Annotated in this window: 21 protein-coding genes and 1 pseudogene; 11 read left to right on the forward strand and 11 right to left on the reverse strand. The window is 73.3% G+C overall.

The genetic code is table 11. The features are described 5' to 3' along the window. Window positions 1-96 precede the first annotated feature (96 nt). Entirely contained in the window at window positions 97-885 is a 789-nt protein-coding gene (locus ACFV0T_RS29060; protein ID WP_385785270.1) for a putative protein N(5)-glutamine methyltransferase, read from the forward strand. Between the two features lie 311 nt (window positions 886-1,196). On the opposite strand, the gene ACFV0T_RS29065 is transcribed toward ACFV0T_RS29060, so the two are convergent. Then, the gene (locus ACFV0T_RS29065; protein WP_385785273.1) at window positions 1,197-3,290 is read right to left on the reverse strand and encodes a SpoIIE family protein phosphatase; all 2,094 of its coding nucleotides are present in this window, start codon (window positions 3,288-3,290) and stop codon (window positions 1,197-1,199) included. A 285-nt stretch (window positions 3,291-3,575) separates the two neighbouring features. On the opposite strand from ACFV0T_RS29065, the gene ACFV0T_RS29070 reads away from it, so the two are divergent. The 4 genes from ACFV0T_RS29070 to ACFV0T_RS29085 all read left to right on the forward strand — a co-directional run bounded on the left by ACFV0T_RS29070 (window position 3,576) and on the right by ACFV0T_RS29085 (window position 7,940). Beyond that, window positions 3,576-4,466, forward strand: coding sequence for a hypothetical protein (locus ACFV0T_RS29070; RefSeq protein WP_385785276.1), 891 nt, complete (start codon window positions 3,576-3,578; stop codon window positions 4,464-4,466). A 218-nt stretch (window positions 4,467-4,684) separates the two neighbouring features. Further along, complete coding sequence (locus ACFV0T_RS29075; protein ID WP_385785279.1) at window positions 4,685-5,056, forward strand: hypothetical protein; 372 nt, start codon at window positions 4,685-4,687, stop codon at window positions 5,054-5,056. A gap of 273 nt (window positions 5,057-5,329) precedes the next feature. Beyond that, window positions 5,330-7,345, forward strand: a complete 2,016-nt coding sequence (locus tag ACFV0T_RS29080; RefSeq protein ID WP_385785281.1) for an FAD-dependent oxidoreductase — start codon at window positions 5,330-5,332, stop codon at window positions 7,343-7,345. Between the two features lie 43 nt (window positions 7,346-7,388). Then, a complete protein-coding gene (locus tag ACFV0T_RS29085) occupies window positions 7,389-7,940 on the forward strand; it encodes a PadR family transcriptional regulator (protein WP_385785283.1) in 552 nt (183 codons plus the stop codon). A 43-nt stretch (window positions 7,941-7,983) separates the two neighbouring features. Here the strand turns inward: ACFV0T_RS29085 and ACFV0T_RS29090 are convergent, their stop codons facing one another. Further along, entirely contained in the window at window positions 7,984-8,565 is a 582-nt protein-coding gene (locus ACFV0T_RS29090; protein ID WP_385785286.1) for a hypothetical protein, read from the reverse strand. Window positions 8,566-8,773: 208 nt separating this feature from the next. Next, window positions 8,774-9,754, reverse strand: coding sequence for a fibronectin type III domain-containing protein (locus tag ACFV0T_RS29095; protein WP_385785288.1), 981 nt, complete (start codon window positions 9,752-9,754; stop codon window positions 8,774-8,776). 446 nt (window positions 9,755-10,200) lie between these two features. On the opposite strand from ACFV0T_RS29095, the gene ACFV0T_RS29100 reads away from it, so the two are divergent. Next, window positions 10,201-10,905 (forward strand): glycoside hydrolase family 75 protein, encoded by a 705-nt coding sequence (locus tag ACFV0T_RS29100; RefSeq protein ID WP_385785291.1) that lies wholly within the window; start codon window positions 10,201-10,203, stop codon window positions 10,903-10,905. Window positions 10,906-10,928: 23 nt separating this feature from the next. On the opposite strand, the pseudogene ACFV0T_RS29105 reads toward ACFV0T_RS29100, so the two are convergent. The 4 genes and pseudogenes from ACFV0T_RS29105 to dhaK all read right to left on the reverse strand — a co-directional run. Beyond that, window positions 10,929-11,100 (reverse strand): annotated as a pseudogene (locus ACFV0T_RS29105) (3-ketoacyl-ACP reductase); the annotation flags it as partial. A gap of 200 nt (window positions 11,101-11,300) precedes the next feature. Continuing rightward, window positions 11,301-11,711, reverse strand: a complete 411-nt coding sequence (locus ACFV0T_RS29110) for a PTS-dependent dihydroxyacetone kinase phosphotransferase subunit DhaM (protein WP_385785294.1) — start codon at window positions 11,709-11,711, stop codon at window positions 11,301-11,303. Then, window positions 11,704-12,303, reverse strand: a complete 600-nt coding sequence (gene dhaL, locus ACFV0T_RS29115; protein ID WP_385785297.1) for a dihydroxyacetone kinase subunit DhaL — start codon at window positions 12,301-12,303, stop codon at window positions 11,704-11,706. Before dhaL ends, ACFV0T_RS29110 begins: the two co-directional genes overlap by 8 nt. Window positions 12,304-12,349: 46 nt before the next feature. Next, window positions 12,350-13,342, reverse strand: a complete 993-nt coding sequence (dhaK, locus tag ACFV0T_RS29120; protein ID WP_385785301.1) for a dihydroxyacetone kinase subunit DhaK — start codon at window positions 13,340-13,342, stop codon at window positions 12,350-12,352. Window positions 13,343-13,566: 224 nt separating this feature from the next. Between dhaK and ACFV0T_RS29125 the strand changes: the two genes are divergently transcribed. Next, on the forward strand, window positions 13,567-14,028 hold the full coding sequence (locus ACFV0T_RS29125) for an RpiB/LacA/LacB family sugar-phosphate isomerase (RefSeq protein ID WP_385785304.1): 462 nt from the start codon (window positions 13,567-13,569) through the stop codon (window positions 14,026-14,028). 25 nt (window positions 14,029-14,053) lie between these two features. Here ACFV0T_RS29125 and ACFV0T_RS29130 read toward each other — a convergent pair whose 3' ends face one another. Continuing rightward, window positions 14,054-14,638, reverse strand: a complete 585-nt coding sequence (locus ACFV0T_RS29130) for a hypothetical protein (protein WP_385785306.1) — start codon at window positions 14,636-14,638, stop codon at window positions 14,054-14,056. A 667-nt stretch (window positions 14,639-15,305) separates the two neighbouring features. Between ACFV0T_RS29130 and ACFV0T_RS29135 the strand changes: the two genes are divergently transcribed. Both ACFV0T_RS29135 and ACFV0T_RS29140 read left to right on the forward strand, forming a co-directional pair. Then, window positions 15,306-17,690 (forward strand): phosphoketolase, encoded by a 2,385-nt coding sequence (locus tag ACFV0T_RS29135; protein WP_385785309.1) that lies wholly within the window; start codon window positions 15,306-15,308, stop codon window positions 17,688-17,690. Window positions 17,691-18,082: 392 nt separating this feature from the next. Then, window positions 18,083-19,087: a RimK family alpha-L-glutamate ligase gene (locus tag ACFV0T_RS29140; protein WP_385785312.1), complete on the forward strand. Its 1,005-nt coding sequence runs from the start codon at window positions 18,083-18,085 to the stop codon at window positions 19,085-19,087. Window positions 19,088-19,106: 19 nt separating this feature from the next. Here the strand turns inward: ACFV0T_RS29140 and ACFV0T_RS29145 are convergent, their stop codons facing one another. Together ACFV0T_RS29145 and ppk2 are read right to left on the reverse strand one after the other, a co-directional pair. Next, window positions 19,107-21,053: a PAS domain S-box protein gene (locus tag ACFV0T_RS29145; RefSeq protein WP_385785315.1), complete on the reverse strand. Its 1,947-nt coding sequence runs from the start codon at window positions 21,051-21,053 to the stop codon at window positions 19,107-19,109. A 131-nt stretch (window positions 21,054-21,184) separates the two neighbouring features. Further along, window positions 21,185-21,988, reverse strand: coding sequence for a polyphosphate kinase 2 (gene ppk2 / locus ACFV0T_RS29150; protein ID WP_385785318.1), 804 nt, complete (start codon window positions 21,986-21,988; stop codon window positions 21,185-21,187). A gap of 321 nt (window positions 21,989-22,309) precedes the next feature. On the opposite strand from ppk2, the gene ACFV0T_RS29155 reads away from it, so the two are divergent. Continuing rightward, entirely contained in the window at window positions 22,310-23,182 is an 873-nt protein-coding gene (locus tag ACFV0T_RS29155; RefSeq protein WP_385785321.1) for a fructosamine kinase family protein, read from the forward strand. 84 nt (window positions 23,183-23,266) lie between these two features. Here the strand turns inward: ACFV0T_RS29155 and ACFV0T_RS29160 are convergent, their stop codons facing one another. Further along, window positions 23,267-23,632, reverse strand: a complete 366-nt coding sequence (locus ACFV0T_RS29160) for a DUF6479 family protein (RefSeq protein ID WP_385785324.1) — start codon at window positions 23,630-23,632, stop codon at window positions 23,267-23,269. Window positions 23,633-23,730: 98 nt separating this feature from the next. Here ACFV0T_RS29160 and ACFV0T_RS29165 point away from each other — a divergent pair, with 98 nt between their 5' ends. Then, window positions 23,731-24,108 carry a ferredoxin gene (locus ACFV0T_RS29165; protein WP_385785327.1) on the forward strand — a complete coding sequence of 126 codons (378 nt, stop codon included), beginning with the start codon at window positions 23,731-23,733 and terminating at the stop codon, window positions 24,106-24,108. Window positions 24,109-24,268 lie beyond the last annotated feature (160 nt).

Here is a 24,268-nt window from a genome sequence, read left to right on the forward strand (position 1 = left end):
TCAGATCGGGTGCTCTCACCTCGTCGCGACGGCGTGGTCCACCGACTGCGGGTGACCGCGAGAGCGCCCTTCGGCTTCCGAAAGGCTCTCGGCCCCATGCCCTCACCCACTCCCTCGTTGTCCGCTTCCCGCTCCCCGGTCGTCGCCGCGCTGCGCGCCGCCGGGTGCGTCTTCGCCGAGGACGAGGCGGAGTTGATCCTCGCCACCGCCCGCACGCCGGACGAGCTCACCACCATGGTGGACCGCCGCGTCGCGGGCCTGCCCCTCGAACACGTCCTCGGCTGGGCCGGGTTCCACGGGCTGCGCATCGCCGTGGAACCCGGCGTCTTCGTGCCCCGCCGCCGTACCGAGTTCCTCGTCACCCAGGCCCTCGCCCGGGTCCCGCGGGCCGCTGTCGTCGTGGACCTGTGCTGCGGCTCCGGCGCGGTCGGCGCGGCCCTGGCCGCCGCACTGGGCCCGGTGGAACTGCACGCGGCCGACATCGACCCGGTCGCCGTGCGCTGCGCCCGCCGCAACATCGATGGTCACGTCCACGCGGGCGACCTCTTCGAGGCGCTCCCGGACACCCTGCGCGGCCGTGTGGACGTGCTCGCCGCCAACGTGCCGTACGTCCCCACCGACGAGGTCCCGCTGCTGCCGGCCGAGGCGCGCGACCACGAACCGTTGACCGCCCTCGACGGCGGCGCCGACGGACTCGACCTGCTGCGCCGCGTCGCCGACGCGGCCCCCGACTGGCTCGCCCCCGGCGGCTGTCTGTTCGTGGAGACCAGCGAGCGTCAGGCGCCGGCGGCCGTCGAGGCCTTCAGCCGCGCCGGTCTGACCGCCTCCCTGGCGGAGTCCGAGGAGCTGTACGCGCACGTGGTGATCGGGGTCAGGGGCGGGTAGGGCCCGCGACCCGGCCCGGCGCCGGAGCGGGTCGGGTCGCCGCGTCCCGGACGACGGGGCGGGCGAGGGCGCGTGGTCTTCGCGGCGGTCGTCCGGGCCGTGCCCCGGGGGGCACCGGGCCGGTCGCCCGGCCCCCTGACGTCGAAGCCGCCGGACGGTACGTGGGTCGCGGTCAGGGTGCCGGAGCCGGAGCGGGAGCCGACCGGGAAGGCCGCCTCGCCTTCTCGGGCGCGGCCGCCCCGGAGCCCGAGTCGTCACCGCGGACGGCGGCGTCCGAGGCGACGGTGCGTGTACCGAGAGCGCGTGGGTCGTCACGCGGCGGGCGGCGCGGGGTCCTGGCGGGCCCGTGCGACGAGGATCGCCACGTCGTCGTGGTTGTCGGGGTGGTGCAGCGTGCGCAGCAGGTGGTCGCAGAGGTTCTCCAACGGGCGCGAGGCGTCGTCGAGGAGGGTGAGCAACGTGTCCAGGCGTTCGTCGATCGAGTGCCGGCGCGTCTCCACGAGCCCGTCGGTGTACAGGACGAGCTGGTCGCCGGGGTCGAAGCCGACGGTGACGGTGGTGAACTCGACGCCGCCCACGCCCAGCGGTACGCCCGTGGGCAGGTCGAGCAGCTCCGGAGGATGCCCGGGGCGCAGCCTGGCCGGGGGCAGGTGCCCCGCGTTGGCGATCAGGCACTGCCGCCGCCGGGGGTCGTGGACGGCGTAGACGCAGGTCGCGATGGAGTGGTCGAGGCCGGCCGTGATCCGGTCCAGGTGCTGCAGGAGCACCGCGGGGTCGAGGTCGAGCGAGGCCAGGGTGTTCGTCGCGGTGCGCAGCCGGCCCATCGTGGCGGCGGCGTTGATGCCGCTGCCCATCACGTCGCCCACGACGAGCGCCGTCTTGTCGTCCCCCAGCGGGATGACGTCGAACCAGTCGCCGCCGACCTCGGTGGTGGCGCCCGCGGGCTGGTAGCGCGAGGCGACCTCCAGGCCCCCGGTGACGGACGGATGACTGGGCAGCAGGCTCCGCTGGAGCATGAGCGCGGTGTCGCGGGCGTTCTGGTACCAGCGGGCGTTGTCGATCTGCACGGCCGCCCGGGCGGCCAGCTCCCGGGCGAGCAGCAGGTCGTCCTCGTCGAAGGGCAGCGGATTGCGGAAGCGTTTGAGGTCGAGGGCGCCGAGCACCTCGCCCCGCGCGATCAGCGGTACGGCCAGATACGAGTGGACCCCCGCCCGGCCCAGCAGCTCCGCCATCTCGGGGGAGCGGGCGATCCGCGCCAGGTCCTCGTCCTTGACCTGCGCCACCATGACCGGGTCGCCGGTGCGCACGCACTCCGTGATGAGCCGGTCGGGTCCGTAGCGGGCCACTTGACCGGTCGGGTCCGCCGCCCGCAGCACCTCGGGGGCGTCGTCGGTCCGCACGGCCAGCGCCCGGATGATCGCCGCCTCGGCGGGGCCCAGGCCGCTGTTGCGGCCCTCCACCACCGCCTCCAGCAGATCCACGGCCGCGCTGTCGGCGAGCTCGGGCACCGCCACGTCGGCCAGTTCGCAGGCCGTGCGCTCCAGTTCCAGCGTGGTGCCGATCCGGGCCGAGGCGTCGGCGATGACGGCCAGGCGCCGCCTGGCCGCCTCCGCCTCGATCTGTGCCCGGTACTGCTCGGTGATGTCGATCGTCGAGGCGGCCACCCCCAGCACGGTGCCGCGGGCGTCCTCCAGCCGGTACAGGGAGACCGCCCAGGCGTGGTCCGTGTCCGGATCGGCCGGGGTGCGGCCCACGATGCGCCGGTCGATGACCGGCAGACCGCTCCGCAGCACCTGGCGTGCCTCCGTGACCAGGACGTCGGCGTCCTGCAGCGGCAGCACCTCGTGCACCGACCGCCCGAGGTGCTCCGTGGCGGGGATGCCGTCCATCCGCTCCAGCGCCGGGTTGACCGACACGAACCGCAGGTCGGTGTCGAGGACGGCCAGCCCGGCCGGGGACTGCTCCACCATCCGGGACGACAGCGCCACGTCGCGTTCCAGCCGGCGCACCGTCGACTGGTCGGTCGCCAGGCCCAGGGCGTAGACGTCGCCCCGCTCGTCCAGCAGCCGCATGTTGCGGAACTCCACCAGCCGGGTGCTGCCGTCCTTGCGGCGGATCGGGAAGGCACCGGCCCAGCCCTCGCCGGTGGCCATGACGTCGGCGAACAGTTTGACGACCAGTTCGACGTGTTCCTCGTGCACCATGATGTGGGCCGCGAACCGGCCCAGCGCCTCGTGCGCCGGGTAGCCGAACAGCTCTTCGGCCTGAGGGCTCCACAGCGCGATGCGCCCCTCGGTGTCCAGCACGACCGAGGCCACGTTGAGCACGTCGAGCAGCCCGCTCGGCTGCTCCGGCCCACCTACCGGTTCGCCGTCCCGGGTCACCGGTGATCCGGCTGCACTCATCCCACGCACCGCCTCCGACCGTCCACGCGGCACGCCGTCGCCCCATGCCGACTCCCCTTGTTCTATCGCGCTCAACCCTTCTCGTACGCCACCCGCGTGCTCCTGCACCATCTCTCGACACGGATACCTCGGGGGGTGCCCGGCCGTGCACGGTGCGTCGCCGAACGGACAGAGGTCGTTCCGGTACGGGACGCCAACCGTTCCTCGGGTTGGTCTGTACATGACCATGACGTCGCGCCAGACTGTCCGCCGAACGCGTCCCGCCCCCCACGGAGGAGCCGTCCGATGCCCCTGCGCCCGCGTCCCGCCCGGCAACGTTGTCAGGCCGCCCTGACGGGTCTGATCGCTCTCGCCACCGCCACCGTCGTCACGCTGTCCGCCGCGCCGCCCGCCGCGGCGGCCGACACCTGGACGGAGGTCGGCTCCGACCGCGCCGACCCGCTCACCGAGAGCCAGGGCCTGGCCTCGGTGGAGGTCCCCGCCGGAAGCCCCAACCACTACACGGGCATCGGCACGATCCCCGTAGGTGTCTCCAGCCGCGGCTGGAACCACGTCGGCGACCCCGACGCCTCCTACGGCGGCTACTACGTCGAGCCCTACCAGCGCGACTCGGGCAACACGAAGATGTTCCGGGTGCAGGCGCCGGGCGGCGGCTGGTCGGAGTACGTGCACACGCTCAGCGCCGGCGAGGCGCTGAACAACTCGTGGGCCGCGATCTCGCAGGGCGGCCAGTGGATGCTGTCGGGGGAGTACGGCACCATGAGCCGGCTGCTGGTCTTCCCCACCCCGGGCGTCAACCCGGCCACCTCGCCCTCCGCGAACCTCCCGCAGGCCTCCACCGTCAACCTGGACCACGCCGTGCGCGACGTCCAGGGCTGCGACTTCTCCGGCCCCACCCAGCTGCTGTGCTCCTCCGACGACCCGGCGGGCACCCTGTTCGGCGTGACCAAGCCGCTGCTCCAGATCGACCTGTCCGCCGAGCCGAACGGCACGTCCGACGTCTCGGGCCATGTCACCGCGCTGCGGCAGCTGCCGTTGCGCAGCTCGTGCTCGGGCACGTTCGAGGCGGAGGGCATCGACTACGACCGCCGCACCGGCACGCTGCGCGTGATCGTCGTGTCCCCGGGCTTCTGCGTGCTGACCGACAGCAAGACGTACCGCTTCACGCGCGGTTAGCCGACGGGCGGCCCGGTCTCCGCCCGGGCCGACGGGCGGAGGCCGGACCGGGCTCGGGTCGCGGCCGGGGCGGGACCGGGCCGGGACCGGGCCGTCACCGCGTCGCGGCCGGGCGTCGCCGGTGGTCTGTCCGCGCAGGTGGTGCTTTTCTTGGGATGGGGTGCCGTGTCACGGGGAACCCGCGGCACCACACCCCGGTGACGAGAGGAGCGATCACGATGGACACTGAAGGTGGACCGCACTCGGAATCCGTCTCCGTCGCGATCAGCGATTGCAGCAAGGAGGACGCCCGGATCGTGTTCGACACGCTGTGCGCGTGCTTCGAGTCCGACCGGTGCGCCGAGGACGTACCGACACAGCTCCACGAGACACGGCCCATGGTGTGGCTCGGCACGTTCGACGTGGCCGACACGCGCACCTGCGACCACCCGGCCCGGCTCGCCGGGCACGTCACGGCCGACGTGCAGGGCGGCTACTGGGCGATCGACCGGTTCCGTACGACCGTCGACTCGCTCTTCGCCGTGCAGAACCTGAGCGGGGCTTCGGGCGACCAGGAGCGGGAACTGCACCTCAGGCTGGAGAGCATGTAGGCGCCCGACCGCCGGGCGGGGCGGGCCGAGCACGGCCCGCCGTGGACCGGAGCGTGGACCGCGGACAGCCCCGTGAGCCGCACGCTCCGGTCCGGGCCGCCCGGCTGCGCCGCGCCCTGCCCTCGTGGTCGCGTGCCTCGCCCCGGGCCTTCCCGCGTACTCCCTGTCACGTGACGTGCGCGACAACGGTCCCGATTGTTTTTGCAACTAGTTGCATAAACGGCGGCCAGTCCTCTACAACAGGAGGTGACGACACCGCCCACGGAGGCCTCGATGAGCCGTTACCCCCACCTGCTGAGCCCGCTCGACCTGGGCTTCACCACACTGCCCAACCGCGTCCTGATGGGCTCCATGCACGTCGGCCTGGAGGAGGCCGAGCGCGGCTTCGAGCGCATGGCGGAGTTCTACGCCGCCCGGGCCCGCGGGGGAGTGGGCCTGATCGTCACCGGCGGCATCGCGCCCAACGACGAGGGACGTCCGTACGAGGGCGGCGCGAAGCTCACCACCGACGCCGAGGCCGAGCAGCACCGCGAGATCACCGAGGCCGTGCACCGCGAGGGCGGCCGGATCGCGATGCAGATCCTGCACTTCGGCCGGTACGCCTACCACCCCGACCTGGTCGCGCCGAGCCCCGCGCAGGCGCCCATCAGCCCCTTCCCGCCCCGCGAGCTCACCGACGCCGAGGTCGAGCGGACGATCGACGACTACGCCCGCGCCGCCCGCCTCGCCCGGCAGGCCGGCTACGACGGCGTCGAGATCATGGGCTCCGAGGGTTACCTCATCAACGAGTTCATCGCCGCGCAGACCAACCACCGCACCGACCGCTGGGGCGGCTCGTATGAGAACCGCATGCGCTTCCCGGTGGAGATCGTGCGCCGGGTGCGCGAGGCGGTCGGCGAGGACTTCATCGTCATCTACCGGCTGTCCATGCTGGACCTGGTGCCCGGCGGCTCCTCGCTCGACGAGGTGATCACCCTCGCCAGGGCCGTCGAGGCCGCCGGGGCGACCCTCATCAACACCGGCATCGGCTGGCACGAGGCCCGCATCCCCACCATCGCGACCTCCGTGCCGCGCGGCGCGTACACCTGGGTCACGAAAAAGCTGATGGGCGCGGTCTCCGTCCCGCTCGTGACGACGAACCGCATCAACACCCCGGAACTCGCCGAGCAGTTGCTCGCCGACGGCTGCGCCGACATGGTCTCGATGGCCCGCCCGATGCTCGCCGACCCGGACTTCGTCGCCAAGGCCGCGGCCGGGCGTCCCGAGGCCATCAACACCTGCATCGGCTGCAACCAGGCCTGCCTCGACCACACCTTCAGCGGGCAGATCACCTCCTGCCTGGTCAACCCGCGCGCATGCCACGAGACCGAGCTCATCCTCTCGCCGACCCGGCTGCGCAAGCGCGTCGCCGTCGTCGGCGCAGGACCGGCCGGCCTCGCCTGCGCGGTGAGCGCGGCCGAACGCGGCCACGCGGTCACCCTGTTCGACGCGGCGAGCGAGATCGGCGGCCAGCTCAACGTGGCCCGCCGGGTCCCCGGCAAGCAGGAGTTCGACGAGACGCTGCGCTACTTCCGCCACCAGCTCGACGCGCACGGCGTGGACGTACGGCTCGGCAGCTGGGTCGGCGTCGAGGACCTCGCCGACCACGACGAGGTGGTCGTCGCCACCGGCGTCACCCCGCGCACCCCGGACATCCCCGGCGTCGACCACCCCAGCGTCGTGGGCTACCTGGACGTGCTGCGCGACAACGCCCCCGTCGGCGACCGCGTCGCGATCCTCGGCGCGGGCGGCATCGGCTTCGACGTCGCCGAGTACCTCACCGACGGCGGCGACAAGACGAGCGAGGACCCGGCGACCTACTTCCGCCAGTGGGGTGTCGACATGGACTACAGCTCGCCCGGCGGCCTGGCCGCTCCGGAGCGGCCCGCTCCGCCGCGCACCGTCCACCTGCTCCAGCGCAAGACCAGCAAGGTCGGCGCCGGCCTCGGCAAGACCACCGGCTGGATCCACCGCACCGAGCTGAAGCACCGGGGCGTCACCATGGTCCCGGGCGTGACCTACGACCGGATCGACGACGCCGGACTGCACATCACCGTCGGCGGCGAGAGCACCGTCCTGGACGTCGACACGATCGTGCTGTGCACCGGTCAGGAACCGCGCCGCGGCCTGTACGAGGAACTGCTCGCCGCCGGGCGCGAAGTGCACCTCATCGGCGGCGCGGACGTGGCCGCCGAGCTCGACGCCAAGCGTGCCGTCAAACAGGGCACGGAGCTGGCGGCGGCCCTTTAGGACCTGTCCTGGGAGCGGCCCGGCCGCTCCCTAGGATGACTCCATGTCACTCCCGCACGCGATCCTCACCGCCCTGCTCGAGAAGCCGTCGGCCGGGCTGGATCTGACCCGCCGGTTCGACAGGTCGATCGGCTACTTCTGGTCGGCCACGCACCAGCAGATCTACCGCGAGCTGGGACGACTGGAGACCGAGGGGTACATCCGCGCGCTGCCGGCCGAGCAGCCGGCCCGCGGGCAGAAGAAGACCTACGAGGTGCTGCCCGCGGGCCGCGCCGAACTGGCCCGCTGGACGGCCGCCGAGCAGGACCCCAAGCCGCACCGCGACACGCTGCTGCTGCGGCTGCGCGCCGCGGCCGTGGTGGGAACCGCGGGCCTGGAGGCCGACCTGCGCCGCCATCTCGACCTGCACCGGCGGCAGTTGGCCGAGTACGAGGAGATCGAGAAGCGCGACTTCCCGCCCGGCAGGGACCGTGCGGAGGACCGGCTGCGGCACCTCGTGCTGCGGGCGGGTATCGACCTGGAGACGTTCTGGACCCATTGGCTCACGCACGCGCTGGACGAGTTCGCGCAGCTGGAACGCGACGAGCGGCCGTGAGCGCGAGCGTGAGCGCGGGCCGGACGGGACTGCCGAAACACGCCTAGAACCGGTGCGGCCTCGACCGCCGGCGCAGGATCCAGGCGACGGCGACGACACCGCCGCCCACCAGGGCTCCGCCCGCCGCCATCGTCAGGTCGCCGAAGTCCTGGCTGGTACCGCCGAGACCGCCCAGGACGCCCCGTGCGGGCGGGGGCGGCGGTGTCGGGGGCGGCGGCGCGCCGGTCGGCGCGGCGGGGGCGGACGGCGTGGAGGGCCCGGCGGCCCCGGACACGATCACCGTCTGGGTTCCCGCGGTGGAGGTGTTCGAGCAGGTGACGGCCACCGTGTACGTGCCTGGGCTGACGTTCGACCAGGCCGCGGACTGGCTGACGCTCGTGCCGGACAGCGTCGCCTGACGGCCCTCGGAGAAGGCCCCCTGGTTGCTGGTGAGCAGTGAGGCGGTGCCCCAGTTGCCGTTGAGCTGCGCGCACGCGCTGGTCGTCACCGAGACGGTCGATCCGGTCGTGCTCACCGAGATGCCCGGGCCCCGGGCCAGGGCCGGCGCGGGAGCCAGGGCGAGCGGCAGCGCCGCGGCGGCGGTGACGGTCAGGCCGGCGCGGAGGAGAAGGTGGGTAGTGCGCATCGGTTGTCCTCCGGCGGCACGGTCGGCGGCACATCCCTGGCGCCGCCGAGGATCGGGAAGGCCGTGCCCCCTGAAGTGCAGCCAACGTGTCCTGGGCACGGCCCGCACTCCGGCCGCCCCATACAGGTGACGGCGTCCTTCGGACGGCGCAACCCCGGGCCGCGTCAGGGCGCAGTCGTGCCGCCCCCTGACGCAACCCCGGGCCGCGTCAGGGCGCAGTCGTGCCGCCCGCCCCTGTCGTCACCGTCGCTTCGGCCGAGAAGCCGCCCCAGGTGCCGTCCGGCAGCCTGGCCCGCAGCCGTACCCGATGGCGGGCCCCCGCCTCCCGTCCCACGTAGAAGCTGTAGGTCGCCCGGCCGCGCGGTGGGGTCCCGCCCCACACCAGGGAGGTGGCCGGCCGGCCGTCGAGCTGGATCTGATACTCCGTGACCACGCCGTCCGTGCGCGGCGGCTCCCAGGACAGGTCGAGGTAGTACGCCCCGTCGGCCGCGTGGGTGGTCGCGCGGAAGGAGGACGGCGCGGTGTCGCGCCCGTCGTCGGTGCCCGGCGCGGTGGTGAGGCGGACCGTGGCGCCGGTGGGCGAGAGGTTGTCGGCCGCGTCCCGGGCCCGGACGGTGAAGGCGTAGCGGGTGCCCGGCCGCAGACCCGTGACCACCGTCGCGGTCTGGCCCCCGCCGACGCTGTGGATCTTCACACCGCCCTGGTAGACGTCGTACGAGACCACCTTGCGGTCGTCCGTCGACGCCGACCAGGACAGCTGGACCGCCCGGCTGCCCGCCGCGCGTCCGGCGAGGCCGCCCGGACGGGTCGGGGCCGAGCGGTCGGCGGCGACGGCCGCCGGAGTCGTCGCGCGCACCTCACGGCTGCGCGGCCCGAGCCGTCCGGCGGAGTCCCGGGCGCGCACGGTGAAGACGTACGTCGTGGACGGGCGCAGCCGGGTGACGTCCACCATGTGCGAGGAGGCGGGAACGTCGGTCACCTTCGTGGGGCCGCGGTACACCTCGTACCCGCCGACGCCCTCGGCCGCGGCGACCGCGTTCCACATCACGTGCACGCTGGTCGCGCTGCCCGCGGCGGCGGTGACTCCGGTCGGGGCGCCGGGGAGCCGGCCGGTCTCCCCGTCCTCGGCCCCCGCCCAGCCGCAGGACGCGACGAGCAGGAGCCCGCAGAGCGGCAGTACGCGTCGCACGACTCGCCTCCCGGCACGGCACCGTGGCAATGGTCCGGACCAATATGGCCCCGGTGTCGCCGTTCCATCAAGAGGGCGGTCACGAAGGACAAGAGGGCGGTCACGAAGGAGGCGGACGGTACGGCCGAGCGAGCGGGCAGGAGGGCGGCCAGGAGTGCCGTCCTGGGTGACGCACCGGGAGAGTTACGTATGCTGAAGTTCTTCATGGCTGAACTCGCCCGGTGAGTCGGGGAGTTCATGCCTGTGGCGCGGACCGCTGTCGTCGCTGATCCCGCGCCGGCGCGGGTGCCCGGGCGGCCGGAGCCTGAAAAGGTTCCGGCCCCGGGTCCCCTGTCGAACCGTCAGATTCTTTGGACCGTACGGCCCATTCGGGGTGGACGGGCGCTCCGGCCGGCATCAGATTAGGCCGGGTGTTCGTCAAGCCCCCCACGAGAGGGTCCTTCATCGTGCGTGTCCGGTCGCTGACGCTGGCTGCCGCCGGTCTCGCCCTGCTGGCTCCGACGCTGCCCCCGGCCGACGCCCCCCGCGAGGCCGTCGCGCGGCAGCGGGTGGCGCCGCGCGGCGAGGGTTCCGTCCGCGCCGCCGACCTGCTGGCCAGGGTCCGTGACTGCGCCCAGGTCTCCGACGGCCGGTACCGCACCGACGAGGACGCGCCCGCCACCGTCCCCGTCTGCGGCACCGACACAGCCGTCCACTGGACGGCGGACATGGACATCGACTGCGACGGGCGGCCGGGCCCGTACTGCAACGACGGCACCGACGGGCTGTTCTACGCCAGTACGGCGTTCACGCAGTCCGACGGGCGCTATCTGAGCGCCGAGGAACTGCCCTACATCGTCGTGCCCTCCGCGAGCCCCGTCTGGGACCACCGTGCCCACGGCGTGCACGGCGGCTCGCTCGCGGCCGTCGTCTACGGCGACCGGGTGCAGTACGCGGTGGTCGGCGACACGGGTCCGGCCGACATCATCGGGGAGGCGTCCTACGCCACCGCCCAGGCGCTCGGCATCTCGCCCGACCCGCACAGCGGCGGCACGCCCTCCGGCGTCACCTACATCGTCTTCAAGGACACCGAGGTGAAGCCGATCGAGGACCACGCGGCGGCGGTGGCCGCGGGTGAGCGGCTGGCGCGGCTGTTCGTCCAAGGCGGCTGAGCGGCCGTCAGAGCGCCGGCCCGGCCGTCGTCGACGGGCAGGACCACGCCGTTGACGTGGGGCGGCCGCGTCCGAGGCGAGGAACACGATGGCGGCGGCCCGCTCCTCGGGCTCGGCCGGCCCGACGTCGACGAAGTGCGGGGCGAGCGCGGCCGGTCCGTGCGCGCCCGGCCCGGCGCCCACGGCGACGCCGGTCCGTGCTGAACGCCGCCTTGTGCGCGGCCGTCGAGCACTACGCCCGCCGCACGGTCGGCACCGACCGGGCCCCCGCCGCCGCCGACGCCGAACTCGTGGCCACGATGCGCGCGGCGGTCACGGTGGCGGCGGACGGTCCGGCTTGGCCGTACTCGCTGCTCGCTGCTCGCGGCCGCACTCGTCGCGGTCGCGTTCGCACCTCACACCTTCCGGTAGGAGTACGCCTCCGCTGCCGCCGCCTCCACCGCGCCGAGGTCGGCACCCGTGGCCGCCGTCACGACCGCGGCCACCGCACCCTCGACGAACGGGGCGTCGACCAGACGGGTGTCGTCGGGCAGTTCGTCCCCCTCCGCGAGCAGCGCCTTCACCGTCAGCACGGCACTGCCGAGGTCGGTGAGGACGGCGACCCCGGCGCCCCGGTCGACGGACGACGCCGCGGCGGCGATCAGCTCGGCGCTCGTGCCGAGCCCGCCGCCCTCGGTGCCGCCCGCCGCGGCGACGGGCACCGTGACACCGCCACCCGCCAGTCCCTTCGCCAGCTCGGCCACCGACGCGGCCACCTGCGCGCTGTGCGACACCAGCACGATCCCGACCAGCTTCTCGTCACTCACCGTTCGCCTCCGCGAGTCCGGCGATCAGCAGCGCCGACGAGGTGGCCCCCGGGTCCTGGTGCCCGATGCTGCGCTCGCCCAGATAACTGGCACGGCCCTTGCGGGCCTGGAGCGGGATCGTCGCCTCCGCGCCCTGTTCGGCGGCGGCGCGCGCCGCGGCGAAACCGTCGCCGAGGGCGTCGACGGCCGGTACCAGGGCGTCGATCATGGTCTTGTCGCCCGGCGTGGCACCGCCGAGCGCCATCACGGCGTCCACGCCCGTGCGCAGCGCCGTCGCGAACTGCTCCTCGTCGACCTCGGCGGCGTCGCCGAGCATCTTGCCGGTGCGCCGCAGCAGCGTCCCGTACAGCGGGCCGGACGCACCGCCGACGGTGGAGATGAGCTGCCGGCCGGCGAGGGTCAGGACGGCGCCGGGGGTCTGTGGCGCCTCCTTCTCCAGCGTGGCCGTCACCGCGGTGAACCCGCGCTGGAGATTGCTGCCGTGGTCGGCGTCGCCGATGGGCGAGTCGAGGGCGGTGAGCCGCTCGGCCTCCCGGTCGACGGCGGCGGCGGTCGCCGTCATCCAGCGGCGGAAGAAGTCGGCGTCGAGCACGGGAACTCCTTGTGTGGTAGGTACGTCGGGCGTCGCACCCACCGGGTCAGACGCCCCAGCGCAGACCCGGCGTGTTCACCGGTGCGTCCCACAGCCTCAGCAGTTCCTCGTCGACCTGGCACAGCGTCACCGAGGCGCCCGCCATGTCGAGCGAGGTCACGTAGTTGCCGACCAGCGTGCGGGCGACGGACACACCGCGTTCCCGCAGCACCCGGTGCACCTCGGCGTTGAAGCCGTACAGCTCCAGCAGCGGCGTCGCCCCCATGCCGTTGACCAGCGCGAGGACGGGACCGCGGGTGGGCAGGTCCTCCAGCAGGGCGTGGACGGCGAAGTCGGCGATCTCGCCCGACGTCATCATCGCCCGTCGCTCGCGGCCCGGCTCGCCGTGAATGCCGATACCGAGCTCCAGCTCGCCCGCCGGCAGGTCGAAGGTCGGGCTGCCCTTGGCGGGCGTGGTGACCGCGCTGAGCGCCACCCCGAAACTGCGGGACTTCTCGTTGACCCGCCGGGCGAGCGACTCCACCTGCTCCAGAGGCTGCCCCTCCGCGGCTGCCGCGCCGGCGATCTTCTCCACGAACAAGGTGGCGCCGGTCCCGCGCCGGCCGGCCGTGTACAGGCTGTCGGTGACCGCCACATCGTCGTTGACCAGTACTTTCGCGATCCGTATGCCCTCGTCCTCGGCGAGTTCGGCCGCCATGTCGAAGTTGAGGACGTCGCCGGTGTAGTTCTTCACGATGAAGAGCACCCCGGCCCCGCTGTCCACGGCCGCCGCCGCCCGCACCATCTGGTCCGGCACCGGTGAGGTGAACACCTCACCCGGACAGGCCGCCGACAGCATCCCGGGACCCACGAAACCGCCGTGCAGCGGCTCGTGCCCGGACCCCCCGCCGGAGACCAGGGCGACCTGCCCGGCCACGGGAGCGTCCCGCCGTACGATCACGCGGTTCTCCACGTCGACGGTCAGCTCCGGATGGGCGGCCGCCATGCCCCGCAGCGCGTCCGCGACCACGGTCTCCGGGACGTTGATGAGCATCTTCACGGGTACCTCCTGATAGGGCTGGCAGCTGGCCCTCTGACCGGTGTTCTCCCTGGTCAGAGACTTCGTTGATGCGCAGTCAGGTCCGGTTGTCCAGTGCGGTCGGCGGGCTCGTGGGAACTCCTTCCTCGCAGTATCGACCTTGGGACGGAGATGGTCACCCGTACTGACGCTGCCGGACGGAACCGCCCGGCGTCCACCCTCGGCGCGGCGGTAGTCTCCGGGGCATGCGGATCTCCGTTTCCTCGGACATGGACGAACCCGTGGCCCGCTCCGTCGTCGCCGAGTTGCGCCGACGCGGCCACGACGTGGTGACGCACGGCGCGCTGCGCCCCGGCGACGACGCCCGGTGGGCGGTGTGCTCGGCGGCGGCGGCCGGGGAGGTGGCCGCCGGGACGGCGGACCAGGCCGTGGTCTGCTGCTGGACCGGAACGGGCGCGTCGATCGCCGCGAACAAGGTGCCGGGAGTGCGGGCCGCCCTGTGCGTGGACGCGTACACGGCGGACGGCGCGCGCCGCTGGAACGACGCCAACGTACTGGCGTTGAGCCTGCGGCTGACGTCCGAGCCCCTGGTGAAGGAGATCCTCGACGCCTGGTTCGCGGCCGAGGCCGGCGAGGAGGCGGAGGACCGGGCCAACGTGGCCCACGTGGGACGGCTCGACCTCGGCCGGACCGAGCCCCGGACATGAGGGGAACCCGGCGGTCGAGGGCACCTCAGCCGGTCTTGTGACCCCACCGCGGCCCCACGAGGTCCCATTCCCTGCCCCACTCGTCGATGCGCCGCCGGTCGAGCCGCCACCGGGCGACCGCCCCGGCGCCGAGGGTCAGCGAGGCCAGGGCCAGCCCCGCGCCCGTCCCGATCACGGCCGACTCGAAGGACGCCGCCGCCGTGCTCGGCGGCTCGACGCTGAGCTCGTCCCGGGCGTTCAGCCAGACCACGACCGCCGTACCGGCCTTCAGCCCGGGATCCACCAGGGCCCGGTCCGTATGGACGGAGCCGTCGGCCGCCGTGAAGCGGACCTTCGTCGCGACGCGTTCATGGGTGCCCTCCGCCCCGGCGATGGGGGGCGCGACATCCGTGAGGAGGACGGCTTCGACGGAGTACCGTTCGGCGCGCTGACGGGCGAACGCGTCGTCGGCGGCGTGCGCCGTCACCAGCCCGGTGAGCGCCCCGCCCACCACGACGGCGACCCAGATGAACAGCACGACCCACGCCTCGACGACGTCGTCACGCCGACGCAGCGGACTCTTCCGCCACCGCCACAGGCGGCGCCTCCTGATGCCGTTCTCACCGCTCATGGGCTCGCACCTCCTCTTCACCGTACGCTCACGACGGTGACACCCGCGCGCCGTCGGGCCCCGGGCCGCACAGCTGCGACCAGCGTGCCGCCGGGACGGTGCGAGCGCCTGGGGAGGGCCTGACCGCCCCTGCGCGGTGCGGTCCCGCGGCAGGGCCGAGCTGGCGGGTCCGGCCCGGTGCGGTGCGGTCCTGTGTGGTCCGGCGGCGTAGGGCCGACCGGGCGGCGCGCGTCGGCGGCGGACCCGATGGCCACGCCGGGTGACCTGCCCAGACGGTGTGGCGGCGCCAGGCGGCGGCGACGCCTAGCGCCGTCCGGGGCTCCTTGCCGGAGGGGCCGGGGGCCAGGGCCCGGAGCGGCTCGGGCGGCCGGAGCGGTCCGGGCGGCACGGCGTGCGTCGCCATGACGGCCGCGGTGGCCCGGGCGGCCCGAGCGCCGTACGCGGTCGGAGTGCCGTACGCGGTCGGAGTGCCGTACCCGTCCGAGTGCCGTACGCGTCCGAGTGCCCCCGGCCGAGGGCGTAGTGCGCCTCCGTCATTCGGCCCCCGTCCGGACGAGTCGGTTCGGCCGTATGGGTCGGTCGGGTCGGGCGGGGCTCCGGCGGACGGGGAAGGGTGGGAAGCGGACCGGCAGCTCCGGCCGAACACCCTTCCGGAAGGGAACCCGCGATGTCCGTCGACACGCAGCAGGCGTCCGTCCCGCTCTCCGACGACGAGGTCAGGACGCTGGACGCCCACTGGCGCGCCGCGAACTATCTGGCCGTCGGCCAGATCTACCTCATGGCCAACCCCCTGCTGACCGAGCCACTGCGCCCGGAGCACATCAAGCCGCGGCTGCTCGGCCACTGGGGCACCTCGCCCGGCCTGAACCTGGTCTACACCCACCTCAACCGTGTGATCCGGGCCCGTGACCTGAACGCCCTGTGCGTCTGGGGACCCGGCCACGGCGGGCCCGCGGTGGTCGCCAACTCCTGGCTGGAGGGCTCGTACTCCGAGACGTACCCGGACATCACACGGGACGCGGCCGGCATGGCGCGTCTGTTCAAGCAGTTCTCGTTCCCCGGCGGCGTACCCAGTCACGTGGCGCCCGAGACCCCCGGCTCCATCCACGAGGGCGGCGAACTCGGCTACGCCCTGTCGCACGCCTACGGAGCCGCGCTCGACAACCCCGACCTGCTCGTCACCTGCGTCATCGGCGACGGCGAGGCGGAGACCGGACCGCTGGCCGCCTCCTGGCACTCCAACAAGTTCCTCGACCCCCGCAGCGACGGCGCCGTCCTGCCGGTCCTCCACCTCAACGGCTACAAGATCGCCAACCCGACGGTGCTCGCCCGCATCCCCGAAGCCGAGCTCGACGCCCTTCTGCGGGGCTACGGCCACGACCCGATCCACGTCACCGGCGACGACCCGGCCGGCGTCCACCGGGCGATGGCCCAGGCCATGGACTGCGCGCTGGACCGCATCGCCGCGATCCAGCGCGCCGCACGTGAGGACCACGCCACCGAGCGGCCCCGCTGGCCGGTCATCGTGCTGCGCACGCCGAAGGGCTGGACCGGCCCGGCGAAGGTCGACGGACTGCCGGTGGAGGGCACCTGGCGCGCCCACCAGGTCCCGCTCGCCGCCGTCCGGGACAACCCGGAGCACCTGCGGCAACTGGAGGAGTGGCTGCGTTCCTACCGCCCCGAGGAGCTGTTCGACGGGCACGGCGGTCCCCGCCCGGACGTCCTGGCCTGCGTCCCGGAGGGCGCCCGCAGGCTCGGCGCCACCCCGCACGCCAACGGCGGACTGCTGCTGCGCGAACTCCCCCTGCCCGCCCTGGAGACGTACGCGGTCCCCGTCGACAAGCCCGGCCTGACCCTGCACGAACCCACCCGGGTCCTGGGCGAGGTGCTCCGGGACGTCATGGGGGCCACCGCCGGGCGGCGCGACTTCCGCCTGGTCGGCCCCGACGAGACCGCCTCCAACCGTCTCGACGCCGTCTACGCCGCCAGCGGCAAGGCCTGGCAGGCACAGACCCTCCAGGTCGACGAACACCTCGACCGGCACGGCCGGGTGATGGAGATCCTGTCCGAACACACCTGTCAGGGCTGGCTGGAGGGCTATCTGCTGACCGGTCGGCACGGCCTGTTCTCCTGCTACGAGGCGTTCGCACACATCGTCGACTCGATGGTGAACCAGCACATCAAGTGGTTGCGCGTCACCCGCCAGTTGCCCTGGCGCGCGCCGATCGCCTCCCTCAACTACCTGCTCACCTCGCATGTGTGGCGCCAGGACCACAACGGCTTCTCCCACCAGGACCCCGGTTTCGTCGACCACATCCTCAACAAGAGCCCGGAGGCGGTGCGGGTCTACTTCCCGCCGGACGCCAACACCCTGCTGTCGGTGGCGGACCACGCGCTGCGCAGCCGCGACTACGTCAACGTGATCGTGGCCGGCAAACAGCCCTGCTTCGACTGGCTGTCGATGGAGCAGGCCCGCGACCACTGCGCCCGCGGCGCCGGCATCTGGGGCTGGGCAGGCACCGAGGACGGGTCCCGCGAACCCGACGTGGTGCTCGGCTGCGCCGGCGACGTCCCCACCCAGGAGGTGCTGGCGGCCGCGCAACTGCTGCGCCACCACCTGCCGGAACTGGCGGTGCGCCTGGTGAACGTCGTCGACATCGCCCGGCTGCTGCCGAGCGAGGAACACCCCCACGGCATGGCCGACTTCGAGTACGACGGCCTGTTCACCGCCGACCGGCCCGTGGTGTTCGCCTACCACGGCTACCCGTGGCTGATCCACCGGCTCGCCTACCGCCGCAGCGGCCACCGGCATCTGCACGTACGCGGATACAAGGAGATCGGCACCACGACCACACCGTTCGACATGGTCGTCCGCAACGACCTCGACCGCTACCGCCTGGTCATGGACGTCATCGACCGCGTCCCGGGACTCGCGGTGCGGGGGGCACCGGTACGCCAGCGGATGGTGGACGCGCGCCGGCGCCACCACGACTGGATCCGTGAACACGGCACCGACCTTCCGGAGGTCGCCGACTGGACGTGGGACGGCTGAGACGCCCGGGCCGGGAGCGGTGGCCGTCGCTCCCGGCCCGTCATCGCGGCAGGGCAGGGCGCACGAGCGGGTGCGGACGGCGCAGGGGCAGGAGCAGGGGGCGGTAATCCCGTGCGCCCTGGTACGGCCTCTCGCCGGACGCCTACAGTGTCGCCCCACGGCTCTGCTACGGGGATGCGGCAGAGCCCAGCCCCACCACGTGGTCACCGGCCGTCCCGCCGCGGCGCCGACCGGGCCGGGCTCCGTCCCGCACACCGGCACGCGGCGGCCCTTCGGAGCGGAGGGTGGCCAGGACCCCCCGCGCGACAGGCACCACCCCCGTGAATCCGCTCGTGCCGCGCAGGCGGGTGTCCCGCGGTACGAGCGCGCGTCGAGAGTCCCTGGAGGCCGCTGTGTCCCGACCGTGCATCGCCCTGATCGCCGACCCCACGTCCACCGAAGGCTGCCGGGAGTACCTGGCACAGGCCGTGGAACTGCTCACCGGCGCCCCGCCGGTCCGGATCGACGCCCGACACTTCGGGACCGGTGGAACGGGCCGCGGCACCCTCGACGGCGGCCGCTTACGGCTGCACGTCCCCGAGGAGGCCATGGACGTCCTGCCCGACGTGGTCGTGCTCTACGAGATCCAGCCCCACCGCCGCCACGAACTCGCCGCGTTCCAGGACCTGCTGGAGGCCCATGACGTGGTGACCCTCGGCACCGGCCCGGCCGCCTGGCGGACGGCGACGGAGAAGAACCTCACCGTGGCACGCTTCGCCCGTGACGGGGTCGCCCAGATGGAGACCGTCGTCCTGTCCCGGCCCGGCCGCTCCGAGGCGGCGGCCGCGTTCGACCGGCTCGGCGGCGATGTCTGGGCCCGGCCGGTCGTCGGCACGGGCGGTAACGACACCTTCCACATCACCACCGACTCCCAACTGGAGAGCGCCGCCGACTTCTACGCCCGGCGCGGCTCCGACTGGCTGCTGTCCCGTGACGCGGGGAACATCACCGCCGACGGCATGCGGCACCAGTTCCGCGTGTTCGTCCTCGACGGCCGGATCGTGCACGCCCGCGAGCACCTCCAGCCCGAGCCCGACACGCCCTGCAACACCTGCCGGGGCGCCACCCCCGTCCACCTGACTCCGCAGGAGCTTCCGCCACGCCTCGCGGAACTGGCCGTCGCCGCCACCGAGTCGGTCGGGCTGCCCTTCGCGGGCGTCGACCTGGCGGTGGAGAACGGCGGAGTCGTCTTCGAGGTGAACGTCCAGCCCGCGTTCGTGGACGGTGAGCTGGAGACCGTGGCCGTGCCGTACGTCCAGGCCCATCTCGACGCCCTGGCCGTGGCCCGCGGGGAACGCCAGGTCCTGCCGCACCCGGCGCGAGGAGTCCTGGACCGGGGGAGTCAGCTCTCCGCCTGACCGCGCCGGGGCCCCTGCCTCACAGCTTCAGCGTGAACCAGGTCGTCTTGCCCTGGTCGGTGGGCCGGACGCCCCAGTTGTCCGCGAGCGTGCGGACGAGGATCAGGCCCCGGCCGGACTCCTCGTCCTCGGCGGCCAGCCGGGGCTGGGGGAGTTGCGGGCTGCGGTCGCTGACCTCGACGGTGAGGTCGGTCGCGGTGCGGTGCAGATGCACCCCGAGGGGACCCTCCGCGTGCTGGACGGCGTTGGTGAGGGTCTCCGACAGCAGCAGCAGGGCATCGTCGGCGTTCGTCGCACAGTTCCACGAGGTGAGCGCCTTGTGCAGGAACGCACGGCCCTCGGGCACCGAGGCCGCCTCGGCCGGGAGGTCGGTGGCGAGGGCCGCGAGCGGCGCGGCCGGCAACTGCGCGAACAGCAGGGTGACGTCGTCGTTGTGGCTCTCGGCGTCCGGCAGCAGACTCGCGAGCACATGGTCCGCGGCGGCCTCCAGGCACGGCGTCCCGTCGAAGAACTTGTCGAGCACGACGGTCAGTTCGCCCACCCGGACCTCGATGTCGCTGCCGGGCGTCTCGATCAGGCCGTCCGTGTAGAGCACCAGGGTGGCCCCGGGCGGTATCTCGCTGCTGGACTGTTCGTAGAGGATGCCGCCCACCCCGAGCGGCGCGTTGACCGGCGAGGGGAGTTCGCGGATCCCGTCCCCCGCTCCGGCGACCAGGACCGGCAGATGGCCGGCCGAGCAGACGGTGACGGTGCCCGCGTCCGGGGCGATGACGAGGTAGCAGCAGGTGACCAGTTGGTCGGGCACGTCCAGGTCGGCCACACAGGTGTCCAGGGCCTGCATGAGCTGACGGGGCTGCATACCGGTCTTGGCCAGCGCATGCGCCGCCGAGCGCAACTGGCCCATGACCGCGGCCGCTTCCAGACCGCGGCCCATCACGTCGCCGATCAGCACGCCGACCCGGTCGGCGCCCAGCGGGATGAGGTCGAACCAGTCACCGCCTACGCCGGCGCCCTGGGTGGCCGGCCGGTAGCGGCTCGCCGTGGCCAGCCCGGGGAGAGCGGGCGGGGTGCCCATGAGGCTGCGCTGCAAGGTGAGGGCGATGTGCCGCTGCTGCTCGTACAGGGCGGTCAGCTCGGCCTCGGCGCGCTTGCGGTCGCTGATGTCGCGCACGATGGCGCAGGCGCCGACCACCGTGCCGTGCGTGTCCCGGGTGGGCCAGAGCGTGACGTCGACGTCCAGCAGCCCGCCGGTCCTGGTCACCCGCAGCGTCTCGAAGTGCTCGACCTTCTCACCGTGCCGCAGCCGCTCCAGCAGCGCGCTGATCTCGTCCTCCCGCTCGGCCGGGGCCAGCAGCGACACATGCCGGCCGATCGCTTCCTCGGCCGTGTACCCGTACAGCCGTTGGGCGGCCGCGTTCCAGTAGGTGATGTACCCGTCGAGGGTCTTGGCGAGGATCGCGTCCTGGGACGACTCGACGAGCGCGGCGAGCTCGTTGATGCGGGCCTCGGCGGCCTTGCGGTCGCTGACGTCGCGCACCGCCGCGGACACCAGCAGTCCCTCCTCGGTCTCCAGCGGGCTCAGACTGATCTCGACGGGGAACTCGGTGCCGTCCTTGCGGACCCCGTGCAGTTCGAGTCCGGCTCCCATCGGACGCACCTGCCGGTTGGCCGTGTAGCCGCCACGGTGCCGCGTGTGCTGGGCCCTGAAGCGCCGCGGGATCAGCAACTCGACCGGGTGGTCGAGCAGTTCCCTGCGGTGGTAGCCGAACAGGGCCTCGGTCTGGGCGTTGACGAGCTTGATGACGCCGCTGTCGTCGACGATCACCATGGCGTCGGGCGCGGCCTCCAGCAGCCCCCGGAACCGCTCTTCGGCCCCGTCCTCACCCGCCGGTGTGCCGCAGTGGCACCGTTTCTGCCGCGTCGCGCCCGACGACCGTGCCGGTTCAGCCTCCACCAGGTCGGCCATGTCCCACCACCCCATCCTGCGCAACGGTTCAGGACATCTCAGCGCTTTCCGGCCGCGCCCGTACCGCGATGTCGCTTACTGTCCGTCCACTGTCGGAACCTGTCCGTAGTCGACGTCCCGGTGGGCCGGGGTCACAGGCTCGCCGCATGGTCCGGGACGTAGGTCTGCAGATCGCGCGGCGGCCGGGTGTAGCCGGTCGACGGCGGCCGTTCCGGGAGCTCCAGGACCGGCGGCGGAACGTCGCGGTACGGCAGGGAGCCCAGCAGATGGGCGATGGTGTTCAGGCGGGCCCGGCGCTTGTCGTCGCTCTCGACGACGTACCAGGGCGCCTCCCGGATGTCGGTGTGCACCAGCATCTCGTCCTTGGCCCGGGAGTAGGCCTCCCAGCGGCTGATCGACTCCAGGTCCATCGGGGACAGCTTCCAGCGCCGCAGCGGGTCCTCGAGCCGGCGCCGGAAGCGCTCCTGCTGCTCGGTGTCGCTCACCGAGAACCAGTACTTGCGCAGCAGGATCCCGTCGTCGACGAGCATCCGCTCGAAGATCGGGCACTGGCGCAGGAAGAGCTGGTGCTCAGCCTTGGTGCAGAACCCCATCACCTGCTCGACACCCGCCCGGTTGTACCAGGACCGGTCGAACAGCACGATCTCGCCGGCGGCCGGCAGGTGCTCGACGTACCGCTGGAAGTACCACTGGGTGCGCTCGCGCTCGGTCGGCTTCGGCAGCGCGGCGATCCGGGCGATGCGGGGGTTGAGGTGCTCCGAGACCCGCTTGATCGTGCCGCCCTTGCCCGCCGCGTCCCGCCCTTCGAAGACGACGACCAGCCGGGCGCCCTCCGCCCGCACCCACTCCTGGAGCTTCACCAACTCCGTCTGGAGCCGCAGCAGTTCTCGCTCGTACGTCTTGCGCGGCAGCTTCGCCGCTTCCTTGTCGGCCATGCCGCGACTTCCCCTCGACGAGCTGCGCACCACGAGGGCCGACCGACCCCTGGCGCCTCACCGCCGGACGGCCCCGGGGAATCCCGCCCCCGGTCCGCCGGACGCTCGAAGTCTAGGGAACACCCGGCGAAGATCCGCGTCTCGGGACGACACGCACGGCGCGGCGCACACGGACGGTCGTGGCGCGTACGCATCGGCGGCGCCCTTCCGTCGCCGATGCCGCGACGCGAAGAGGCCGACGCCGGTGCTGCCCCGGTCGTAGCCTGGGTCCGTGCGTATCCCCTCTCCTCACGTCTCCCGCGTCGGCCCCCACGTGGGCGCATGACGACCGGTCCCGGCGACGGTCCTCGCTCCGCGGCGGCCCGGTTCACCGGGCGCCGGGTGGCCGGAGCACGTCCGCGGGTGGGCGCGCCCACCGAAGTCGTTCTCGACGACGGGCGCGTGGTGATGGTCAAGCGGGGCGACGGCCCCGGCGCGGTGCGGGCCGAGGCGGCCGGACTGCGCTGGCTGGCGGACGCCGGAGCGGTCCGCGTCCCGGCCGTGCACGGTCATGACGGCCAGTGGCTGGTGACCGACCGGGTCCCGCCCGGCCGGCCGAGCGCCGCGAGTGCGGCCCGGTTCGGCCGCGGCCTGGCCGCGCTGCACGCGGCCGGTGCGCCCGCTTTCGGTGCCGCGCCGCCCGGCGGCCCCGAGGACGCGTACATCGGGCTCGCCCCGATGCGCAACGTCACCGGCGCCGACTGGCCGCAGTGGTACGCCGAGCACCGGGTGCTGCCCTATCTGCGGGCGGCGGTGGACGACGGGGCCGTGGACCGGGCCGAGGCGGGCGCGATCGAGCGGCTCTGCGCCCGCCTGCCCGGACTCTCGGGGCCCGCCGAGCCGCCGGCCCGGCTGCACGGGGACCTGTGGAACGGCAACGTGCTGTGGGGCGCCGACGGCGACGCCTGGCTGATCGACCCGGCCGCGCACGGCGGCCACCGGGAGACCGACCTGGCCATGCTGCACCTGTTCGGCTGCCCGCACCTGGACACGGTGCTGGGCGCCTACCAGGAGACCGCGCCCCTGGGCGCCGGGTGGGCCGACCGCGTGGGGCTCCACCAGCTGTTTCCGCTGCTGGTGCACACGGTGCTGTTCGGCCGTGGCTATGCCGAGCAGCTTCTTTCCGTGGTCGGGGCGGCCCGGCGCCTGCCCTGAGGACCCAGAAAACCCCAGAAGGCCGGAAGACCCCAGAAGGCCGGAAGACCCCAGAGGGGTTCTCCCGGCCTGTCTGGTCAGGGGTCAGTGGCCGCCCAGTCCGCCGCCGCCGAACGACCCGCTGGTACCCCTGCTCCAGCGCGGTCGCGTCTTGGACGGGCTGGGACGCGTCCCGAGATTGCCGTACCCGTGCAGGTCGTGCGGCAGTACCCGGTTGGGGCCCTGCGGCATCTCGTCCGGTTCGCGGTTCTCCTGGATCTCGCGGACCGCCCCGCCCGGCGGCAGGTGCGGCTGTTCCTCAGGGAGCGGCGGAGGCGACTCGCGACGGCGCACGACGGCGCCCCACCAGAATCCGCCGAGCAGCATGGCCACGACCACCAGGCCCGCCAGGAGCGGTCCGAGAGTCAGCCACCCGCTTTGTTCCGCTATCTGCATGGTTGCGGTACTCATGCCCCCCGAATACCCCCAGAAGTCTGTGTGAATCACGCATTCCGGTACGGCCGCCGAGTGCCGTGTTTGACGGCGGCCGGGGCGGCTACCCGCAGGGGGTGACATCGACGACATCCCAGCAGGAGCTGTTCCGGTTCCTGGAGGACCGGTTTGCGTGCGCGCAGGCGTGTGCGGAGTGCGCACGGGCCTGTGCCCTGAGCGCGAGTCTGGTCGATCCGGGCGGGAGTGTGGAGCGGGAGCTCGTGCGGCGTAAGGGGATCATGTGCGCGGAGGTGTGTGATGCCACCTGCCGCCTGCTGGCCGAGCAGAACGGCGACGTGGACGAGCCCGGCATCCGGATCCAGCTGGAGTGGTGCCGGTCCGTATGCCTGGAGGGCGCGCATCTGTTCGACGAGCAGCCGGGGGCGGAGGGGGCCGCGAAGGCGTGCCGCGCGTGTGCTCGGGCCTGCACGGATTTCATGTCCGCGCTGACGTGAGCTTCATGTCCGCGCTGACGTGAGCTTCACGGCCGCGCCGACGTGAGCCGCACGCGTGCCGACGTGAGCCTCTGTCGCGGGTCCCGCCGCCGCGCCGGCCTAGCCTCACGGCCGCGCCGCCCCGAGCTGACGGGGTGCCACGCGTGACGTGAGCACGGTT

It is taken from the genome of Streptomyces sp. NPDC059582, from assembly GCF_042735715.1.
In the GTDB taxonomy this organism is placed as follows: domain Bacteria; phylum Actinomycetota; class Actinomycetes; order Streptomycetales; family Streptomycetaceae; genus Streptomyces.

Excerpts from the sequence above, each read along its gene's own strand:
- ppk2 (WP_385785318.1), bottom strand. The coding sequence starts at position 21,988 with ATGGCCGACAAGGAAGCGGCGAAGCTGCCGCGCAAGACGTACGAGCGA.
- ACFV0T_RS29130 (WP_385785306.1), bottom strand. The coding sequence starts at position 14,638 with ATGAGCGGTGAGAACGGCATCAGGAGGCGCCGCCTGTGGCGGTGGCGG.
- ACFV0T_RS29135 (WP_385785309.1), top strand. The coding sequence starts at position 15,306 with ATGTCCGTCGACACGCAGCAGGCGTCCGTCCCGCTCTCCGACGACGAG.
- ACFV0T_RS29060 (WP_385785270.1), top strand. The coding sequence starts at position 97 with ATGCCCTCACCCACTCCCTCGTTGTCCGCTTCCCGCTCCCCGGTCGTC.
- ACFV0T_RS29080 (WP_385785281.1), top strand. The coding sequence starts at position 5,330 with ATGAGCCGTTACCCCCACCTGCTGAGCCCGCTCGACCTGGGCTTCACC.
- ACFV0T_RS29075 (WP_385785279.1), top strand. The coding sequence starts at position 4,685 with ATGGACACTGAAGGTGGACCGCACTCGGAATCCGTCTCCGTCGCGATC.
- ACFV0T_RS29145 (WP_385785315.1), bottom strand. The coding sequence starts at position 21,053 with ATGGCCGACCTGGTGGAGGCTGAACCGGCACGGTCGTCGGGCGCGACG.
- ACFV0T_RS29085 (WP_385785283.1), top strand. The coding sequence starts at position 7,389 with ATGTCACTCCCGCACGCGATCCTCACCGCCCTGCTCGAGAAGCCGTCG.
- ACFV0T_RS29160 (WP_385785324.1), bottom strand. The coding sequence starts at position 23,632 with ATGAGTACCGCAACCATGCAGATAGCGGAACAAAGCGGGTGGCTGACT.
- ACFV0T_RS29070 (WP_385785276.1), top strand. The coding sequence starts at position 3,576 with ATGCCCCTGCGCCCGCGTCCCGCCCGGCAACGTTGTCAGGCCGCCCTG.
- ACFV0T_RS29155 (WP_385785321.1), top strand. The coding sequence starts at position 22,310 with ATGACGACCGGTCCCGGCGACGGTCCTCGCTCCGCGGCGGCCCGGTTC.
- ACFV0T_RS29125 (WP_385785304.1), top strand. The coding sequence starts at position 13,567 with ATGCGGATCTCCGTTTCCTCGGACATGGACGAACCCGTGGCCCGCTCC.
- ACFV0T_RS29065 (WP_385785273.1), bottom strand. The coding sequence starts at position 3,290 with ATGAGTGCAGCCGGATCACCGGTGACCCGGGACGGCGAACCGGTAGGT.
- ACFV0T_RS29090 (WP_385785286.1), bottom strand. The coding sequence starts at position 8,565 with ATGCGCACTACCCACCTTCTCCTCCGCGCCGGCCTGACCGTCACCGCC.